The following is a 3,940-nucleotide window of genomic DNA, read 5'->3' on the forward strand; positions in this document are numbered from 1 at the left end:
TCATACCTGAGCCAAAAAGAATACCTGCGACCAAACCGATAACGATAGTAAGTGAAGAGTTTTTCATTACGCCCCCAAACCGATCAAGTTCTTAGCCAACACAGTTACGATTGCCACACCCATGAATACACAAGTAGCGATGATTGAGCGCTTGGACAAACGAGCCATCCCCACAATGCCATGGCCGCTAGTACAGCCATTCGCCATCTTGGTACCGAAGCCCACCAATAATCCGGCTATGATAACCACTGCGAAGTTGATCTCTTCTAATTGCGGAAGTTGGTAGCCTGTTGGAATCAATAACCAGCCGCTCACGACCATTCCGACAACAAAAGCAAGTCGCCAATGTTTTTCGGTTTTTTCTGTATCCGTGTCTTTGCTTTCTTTGTTGCTAGTCCCAACTGGTAATAAACGGCTGACAATGCCACTAATACCTGCTACTCGTCCTATTCCTAACATAAGAATAATTGCCGACGCGCCTAACAACATGCCACCGAACAATGCATCCCAAGGTATTAAACTCATCACTGACCTCTCTCATAACGTCGATTAACTCATCATCCTCAATTTAAATTAGAGTTTACTAATAAATATAAATTAGTCAATGCTAATGTATTGCTAGAATGTTTCGGTTTGTAAGTCTGAAATTAATAAGCGTCCTGCATGAAAAAAGCCCCTAGGCGTTAACCTAAGGGCTTATTATTTGATTCGGTTTATTGTGTCAGTTACTTAGTCTTGTTCTTTTCAGCTATCCACTGCGACATATACTTGGTGCTCGCCATGCTGTGGTGCTTAAGCATCGAACCAAAGAAGTTATCCAGTCGATGAGATTCAAGATCGGACTCTAACGCCGTTAATCGCTCAATCAATGTGTCGCCGAGTTGATTCTGCTCGTAGTGCGCTTCAAGGATTGAATGACATTGGCTTTGTGCTTTAAGCCACTTCTCTTCATCTTTGTATAAACCGACAGCTTGTTCAACAAACTCGTCGATATCATCAGCCACTGCGCCCGGCCATTGCAATTCTCCTTGTGGTAACATGCCTTCGCTGCCGATTTCACTCGTCACGTTCGGAGTTTGTAACTTCATCGCATCAAGCAACTTGCCTTTAATGCCCGCGCCAAATCGGAGTGGTGCAACACACACACGAGCTTGCTCCATCACTTCTTGAGCGTCTTTCGCCCAACCTTTGATATGGAAACCGGTTTTAGGGTTGTGCAAAGCCGTTGCTTTCGGCGGCGGATAAGATCCATAAATATGAAGTTCGGATTCAGGTAACTGCTTGCGAATCTTCGGCCAAATCTTCTGTAACTGAAGCACAGCATCCCAGTTCGGTGCGTGTCTAAAGTTACCTATCGTCATGAAATGCTTACGTTCTTCAAAGCTTTTCGTGCTTTCAGGAAGTGTATTAAGATCAACCATGAACGGCAAATGATGAAGCAGTTTTGGATCGATATTGAACTCAGATTGAAGCAGATCCATCTCGTAGCTTGAAATGATCAACGAAAGATCACAGCGTAAGATTGCGGCAATTTCACGTTTCGCTAAGTCACTGTACAAATGCGCTTTGGTCAGTTCAGCCTCTTTCTTAACCGCTTCATGGCGCGCGTTACGTAGGAACTGTAAGTCTTCGGTATCCAGTAATTTAAAGGCATTCGGACATACTTTCTCGACACGCCAACCAAACTGCTCTTCCATCATGAAACGGTCAAACATCACGACATCGGGTTGCAGCTCTTCGATGTACAGGTCAAAGCTATCGCAATTTAACTGTATAGATTGGCTCGTGATGCCCTCTTCAGAGAGATCGATCATGTGCTCGGTTTCTTGAGCTGGCGTTGCAAATTCAACGGACCAACCTTGTCTCTTGAACAGGCGTAAAAGAGACATCATATGGCTGCCAGCCGCCGATGAATTCGGTTCTGGCCAAACGTAGCCAATTGCTAAAACTTTCTTCAAAACACTTCCTAAGAAATAACAAAAGGGACGAGATCAGTCCCTAATTAAACGAGCACTATGGTGGTCGATTTATATCATGGGGCGAATCCGACTTAAAAGGCGAACTCGTACCATACTCCGCTACTCACTTTCTGAGTTAGGACGCGTTTTACAGTGTAAAATGGCTCTTTCTAGAAGCTCCAAAGCAGATTTATCCGCTTCTGGAAGCTTCGCATCCGATTGACCTAACGGTTCAACACGACTGCCCCACTTAATATGGCCAGCACCCCAAGTTAAACCTGCACCAAATGCCGCAAGCAAGATGTTAGAGTTAGGTTTAACGAAGCCTTGCTCTAATGATTCACACAGTGCAATTGGCACAGTAGCTGCCGACGTGTTGCCGTAGTTTTGGATGTTAACAAACGCTTTCTCGCGCTCAATACCCGCCATATCACACAAAGTTTGGATGATTCGGATGTTAGCTTGGTGCGGAATCACAACATCGATATTGTCGGTTGAGATGCCAGTACGGCTTAATACTGTGTGTGCAGCAGCGCCCATGCCTTTCACTGCACGCTTGAAGATTTCTTTACCTACGAAATCAAAGTCCCAGTAACCGTTATCTGCAGCAAAGCGGTCCATAGAAGTACCGAATTTGGGTACCGCTAGAATGTCACGGCCTTCTGCGTCACAACCGATTTGCGCTTCTTGTAAGCCAACCTGCTCTTCAGTGCGAGATAGAACCACAGCACCTGCGCCGTCACCAAATAGAACCGCAGTATCACGCTTGGTCCAGTCGATGAAGAATGACAAGCGTTCTGCACCCACTACGATAGCATTACGGTAGTTGCCTGCTTGAATCAGTCGAGTCGCCGTTTCAACGCCGTAGATGAACCCTGTACACGCTGCGTTAAGGTCGAAAGCCGCTGCGCTCTTGATGCCTAGGTTCTGTTGAACTTTAGACGCAGTATTTGGAATAAGGGAGTCTGGGCTGCACGTCGCGATGATCACGAGGTCGATATCTTCGGCAGTAAGACCAGCACACGCCATTGCGTGTTGAGCAGCAACAGTCGCTAACTCAGAGGTATTTACATGACTGATACGACGGTTTTCGATACCAGTTCGAGTTCTAATCCACTCGTCAGACGTATCAATGAAAGTGCTTAGATCATCATTGGACAACACGGCTGGTGGCAGACACTTTCCCCAGCCCGTAATCTCGGCGTAAAATTTTGTCATCATTTACCTATTTATTGTTTGTTTTTATTTAAGTATCGTATTCTAGTTTTAAACAGTATAAGCGCTCCGTGCGTGATTCGTAAATCGCGTTAGACACGGAGTTACAATAAAAAGAGAAAGTTATGTCTACATTCAACACACGTTGCCCTTCTTGTAATGGCGTAAACCGAGTTCCTTCAGAAAGAATTTCAGAAAGCCCAACCTGCGGTAAATGCAAAACAGCATTGCTCGATGGCGCTCCTATCGAGGGAACGTCACTTAATTTCCAATCTATTTTGAATAGTTCACAGCCAGTGGTTGTCGATTTCTGGGCAACATGGTGTAACCCATGTGTTGGCTTTGCGCCAGTGTTCAGTGACGTTGCTAAAGAGCGTTCGGGAGATGTTCGATTCGTTAAGATTGATACTGAAGCTCAGCAACAGCTTGCCGCGATGTACCAAATCAGAAGTATTCCCACGGTGATGGTGTTTAAAGATGGCAAACGTGTCGATACGATTAACGGTGCGTTACCAAAAGGCCAATTTGATCAGTGGCTTAATCAAGCTCTAACTAAATAACACCATTGTTTAAGCTATTGGTTAAGCGATTAAATTAACTTTTGCTTTATTCTAAGTAAGCACACAAAAATAGGTTAGAGAGTCTTATCAAATCAAGACTATCTAACCTACTGTTTTATTTGTGGTTATCACTTAACTTCTTGAATTAAACCACAGCTTCGCCTTTCGCTCGAATACTAGATTCTTGCTTATCTAGCCCGTATTCCT

At 44.7% G+C, this 3,940-nt stretch carries 4 protein-coding genes and 1 pseudogene; 1 reads left to right on the top strand and 4 read right to left on the bottom strand.

Annotated features, from left to right (window positions below; translation table 11 throughout):
• From AB4496_RS26405 to AB4496_RS26420, 4 genes and pseudogenes are all read right to left on the bottom strand, one after another.
• Positions 1 to 67 (bottom strand): annotated as a pseudogene (locus AB4496_RS26405) (YeeE/YedE family protein); the annotation flags it as partial.
• On the bottom strand, positions 67 to 525 hold the full coding sequence (locus tag AB4496_RS26410) for a YeeE/YedE family protein (RefSeq protein WP_102258005.1): 459 nt from the start codon (positions 523 to 525) through the stop codon (positions 67 to 69). The gene AB4496_RS26410 and the pseudogene AB4496_RS26405, both read right to left, overlap by 1 nt.
• Before the next feature lie 200 nt (positions 526 to 725).
• Positions 726 to 1,958 (bottom strand): glycosyltransferase, encoded by a 1,233-nt coding sequence (locus AB4496_RS26415; RefSeq protein ID WP_102258004.1) that lies wholly within the window; start codon positions 1,956 to 1,958, stop codon positions 726 to 728.
• 120 nt (positions 1,959 to 2,078) lie between these two features.
• A complete protein-coding gene (locus AB4496_RS26420; protein WP_102258003.1) occupies positions 2,079 to 3,176 on the bottom strand; it encodes a ketoacyl-ACP synthase III in 1,098 nt (365 codons plus the stop codon).
• Between the two features lie 122 nt (positions 3,177 to 3,298).
• Here AB4496_RS26420 and trxC point away from each other — a divergent pair, with 122 nt between their 5' ends.
• Positions 3,299 to 3,733, top strand: coding sequence for a thioredoxin TrxC (trxC, locus tag AB4496_RS26425; RefSeq protein ID WP_004731082.1), 435 nt, complete (start codon positions 3,299 to 3,301; stop codon positions 3,731 to 3,733).
• The last annotated feature ends 207 nt before the right edge of the window (positions 3,734 to 3,940 follow it).

The organism is Vibrio sp. 10N.222.46.A1, assembly GCF_041473595.1.
Classification (GTDB): Bacteria; Pseudomonadota; Gammaproteobacteria; order Enterobacterales; family Vibrionaceae; genus Vibrio; species Vibrio tasmaniensis_A.